A 4,787-nucleotide genomic window follows, 5' to 3' on the forward strand; every position below is an offset into this window, starting at 1 on the left:
GGCAGATACTTTAAAGAAAACAGAACGCCTGTAAATTATAATGAAATTGCACCAAGCGTAGTGCAGGCTTTGGTCGCTACCGAAGACGTGCGTTTCTACAAACATTGGGGTATCGATGTGCAAGCGGTTGGCCGTGCAGTTGTTGGTTTAGGAAAAGATGGCGGGGCCAGTACCATTACCCAACAATTGGCAAAAAACCTTTATCGTACGCGGTATAATAAATCGCAGGGATTATTGATCAAAATACCTCTAGTAAGAACCTTAATTGTAAAATTAAAGGAATGGATGACTGCTGTAAAGTTAGAATCTAACTATTCTAAAAATGATATTATCACTATGTACCTGAATACCGTTTCTTTCGGTAACAATACTTATGGGATAAAAACAGCCAGCCGGATTTACTTTGATAAGGAAGCAAAAGATTTAGCCACTACAGATGCAGCCATGCTTGTGGGTATGCTAAAGGGCACAACGTTATATAATCCAACTAAAAACCCGGCAAAAGCATTAGAAAGAAGAAATGTGGTGCTTGCACAAATGAACAAGTACAAGTACCTAAGCAAAGATAGTTTGACAGAATTATCAAAGGAGCCGATTAAACTAAAAGAAGGCAAAATGCAGGATGGCAGCGATGGTGACTCTTATTTAAGGGCTGCTGTGGCAAAATACTTGGAGAAATGGTGTACTGATAATGGTTACGACCTTTATGAAGATGGATTAAAAATTTACACTACTATAGATTCTAAACTTCAAAAATATGCTGAGGAAGCAGTTGCCGATCAGATGAGGATTTTGCAGCGCAGGTTCTATAATGTGTGGGGCAACGAAGATCCTTGGTACGATTCGGAAAAACAAAAGGTTAATTATCCAGACAGGGCGATGAAAAACTTGCCGATTTACACACTTTTACAAAAGAAATTCCCTAACAGTCCAGATTCTGTTACCGCTTATTTTAATAAAAAGAAAAGGATGCAGATCTTCACTTACAAAGGCGATCGTGATACTTCATTCTCTACTTTGGATTCTATCCGTTATTATGGTAAAATCATGAATACCGGAATGATGACCATGGAACCCGCAAGTGGTAAGATTAAAGTTTGGGTTGGTGGTATCGACCATAAATTTTTCAAATACGATCACGTTAATCAATCTAAACGCCAGGCAGGTTCTACTTTTAAACCTTTTGCTTATTTAACGGCATTAGAACAAGGCATGAGTCCTTGTGATAAATTTACAGATAAACCTGTTAAAATTGCTTATCAGGATAAAGGTGAAACGAAATATTGGGAGCCAAAAAACGCTGATTACAGTGTTTCGTACCGCGAAATGAGTTTAAGGTGGGCAATGGCGAAATCAGTAAATACCATTACCGCCCAGGTAACCGAAAAGGTGGGCTGGGATAATGTTGTAAAATATGCGCACGAGTGCGGAATCGATAGCCATCTAGAATCTGTTCCATCTGTAAGTTTGGGTTCAAACGATGTTACAGTTTACGAAATGGTAAAAGCTTATGCTACCTTCATGAATAAAGGCATCAAAACTGATCCCATTTTAGTTGAGAAAATTACCGACCAGGATAACAATGTAATTGATGAGTTTAAACCTAAAACAAAAAGGGTTTTAACAGAAGAAATTGCCTGGTTAATGACTTATATGTTCCGTGGCGGTATGGAAGAGCCAGAAGGTACATCGCAGGCATTATGGGAATGGCCGGATCTATTTAGAAAAAACAATCAAATTGGCGGTAAAACGGGTACTTCTTCTGATTATGTAGACGCCTGGTATATGGGTTTAACCAAAGATCTGGTAACTGGCGTTTGGGTAGGTTGTGATGAAAGAACAGCACACTTTAAAAACGGTGAACAAGGAGAAGGCTCAAGAACGGCACTACCCATTTTCGCTAAGTTTATGGAGAAAGTATACCTCGATCCAAAATCCGGTTATACATATGGTCCATTCCCTAAAGCAACAGTTGATATTACTAGAACCTACAACTGCCCTAGTCCACGGATTATAAGAGATACCACATCAACCGATAGCTTAGCAGTAGATTCAACAGATTTTACCGTTCCTGAAACACCAGAAACGGTTATTCCTGTAACCATTGAACCTGAAGTAAAAAAAGAAGAAAAGAAAGTTGAACCTGTTCAAACTCCTCCAGCAACTACTGTTCCTTTAACCAGAAAGGAAGAAAGAGAACTGAGAAGAAAGCAACGTCAGGAAGAAAAAGAAAAGAAAAAGAACGAGAACAATCAGCCTTAGTTTTTATCGCGATAAATAACCAGATACCTCAACTATCTGCGCTTTTGAGCAGAAAAATTCTAAAAAGTGTTAAAATTTTAATACTGTTTTAAACAATTGCTATTTTTATTTCCCAAATCTCTTACAATTTCATTTTCGCAAATTATTGAACTTCATTACTAAAACCACATATATGAAAATAGGCTCTACTTTATTAAAGCGATATTCTTCTTTATTGCTTCTGCTTATTCTTTCTTTTTCTGTTAAGGCCCAATATTTCGGACAAAACAAGGTAAGGTATAAAAAACTCGATTTTAAAGTTTTGCAAACCCCCCATTTCGAGATTTATTATTATATCAAAAACGAGAAACTTCTAAAACGGTTTTCGCAAGACGCCGAAACCTGGTACAAAATGCATCAGGAAGTTTTTAGAGATACTTTTTTAAAGAAAAATCCTATTATATTATACAACAACCATCCTGACTTCCAGCAAACAACAGCTCTTAACGGAGAAATTGGAATTGGTACCGGTGGAGTTACAGAGGCACTAAAAAACAGGGTAATTATGCCTGTTATGGAGCTAAATAGCCAAACAAGACACGTTTTAGGGCACGAGCTTGTTCATGCTTTTCAATATCACCTTTTGCTCGAAAAAGATTCGATTAGCTTAGAAAATGTTGGGCAAACACCACTATGGATGGTTGAAGGTATGGCTGAATACTTGTCAATCGGAAAAAAGGATGCATTTACTTCGATGTGGATGCGCGATGCCATGTTGAACCGTGATATCCCTTCATTGAAAGATTTAACCAACTCTAATAAATATTTCCCTTACCGTTATGGCCAGGCATTTTGGACTTACATAGGTTCTCAGTACGGCGATACCACCATCGTTCCGTTGTTTAAGAATACTGCAAAATATGGTTATGAAAACGCCATCAGGTATACTTTTGGCTATGATGACAAAACATTGTCGGGTTTATGGAAAAATTCTATCGACGCGCATTATAAACCAATGTTAAAAGCAGATAGTTCGCAGATCAAAATTACGGGCACGAAAATCATCGATAATAAAAACGCAGGCAATATGAACGTTGCCCCTGCCCTTAGTCCAGATGGGAAATATTTGGCTTTCATGTCAGAAAAAGACCTTTTTGGCATTGATTTATTTCTTGCAGATGCCAAAACCGGCAGAATTATCAGGAAGTTGAGCAGTCAGATTTCTAACGGCCATATTGATGATTTCAATTTTATAGAGTCAGCTGGAGCATGGTCGCCGGATAGTAAACAGTTTGCCTTCAGTATATTCAGCCATGGTAAAAACCAGATGATGATTATCAATGTTTCAAACGGAACCACAGTTTCTCAAACAGCGATGGATCAGGTGCAGCAATTTGGTAATTTAACATGGTCGCCAAATGGAAAAGATGTGGCTTTTTCGGGCATGGTTGAAGGACAAAGTGATATCTTCTCCTACAATTTAGACACCAAAACAATTACTCAAATTACTAACGATGTTTATTCTGATTATGCACCTAGTTACTCTCCAGATGGTAAAAAATTGGTATTTTCATCAGATAGAGCGGCAATTCAGGCGAATATAGTTAATGCAGTACTGCCTATAAACCTAGCTGTTTACGATATCGCTTCTAAAACGGTGAGCAATTTAAATGTTTTTCCAGGAGCAAATAACCTAAATGCACAGTTCTCTTCAAACAGTCAAAATATCTATTTCCTTTCTAACAGAGATGGATTTAGAAATTTATATAAATACAATTTCGCAGATAATACAGTAGATCAGTTAACTGATTATTTTACAGGAATTAGCGGGATTACCGAGTTTTCGCCTGCAATTTCAGTATCTACAACTGATGATATTGTATATAGCTATTATCGCTACCAACGTTATACTTTGTATAATGCTAAGTTAAGCAGCTTTAAAGCGAAACGAATTGGTAATCAGGATGAAAACTTTGATGCTGCTATCCTTCCCCCGATGGAAAACATTGGTGTAAACATCATCAATTCTAATTTAAATAATTTTGATCGTTTCGAAAAAACCATAGCCGATTCGATGAAAACTGTGCCATACAAACCGAAATTCAGGTTAGATTATTTAGCAAATAGTGGTGTTGGTGTTTCTACCAGCCGTTTCGGAACCGGTGTTTCAGGTGGTATTGTGGGTATGTTTAGCGATATATTAGGCACGAATCAAATCATAGCAAATCTATCCGTAAATGGAGAAATTTACGATTTTGGTGGATTAGTGGGTTACATCAATCAGAAAAGCAGAATCAACTGGGGCGCTGCAGTTTCGCACATTCCATATGTATCTGGTTTCAGGTCTTACGGATATGAAAATATCCCTACAGGTGATAATCAAACTGTTAATGCCTTAGCAGACAGAACGGATATTATCAGAACGTTTGAAGATCAGATCCAGGTTTTTGGGGCTTATCCATTTAGCAAAATTCACAGATTTGAATTGGGTGGATCATTTTCGCATTATAGTTATAGAGTTGACCGATATAGCAATTATTACAATT

General features: G+C 37.5%; 2 protein-coding genes. Both read left to right on the forward strand.

Going from position 1 to position 4,787, the window contains the following annotated elements; genetic code table 11:
- The coding region (locus tag AC1DND_RS19800) for a transglycosylase domain-containing protein (protein WP_477584241.1) at positions 1-2,262 on the forward strand (2,262 nt) is incomplete at its 5' end.
- Positions 2,263-2,434: 172 nt separating this feature from the next.
- Positions 2,435-4,787: TolB family protein (locus AC1DND_RS19805; RefSeq protein WP_477584243.1), on the forward strand; the 2,353-nt coding region annotated here is incomplete at its 3' end.

Source organism: Pedobacter sp. 01N416 (genome assembly GCF_056399685.1).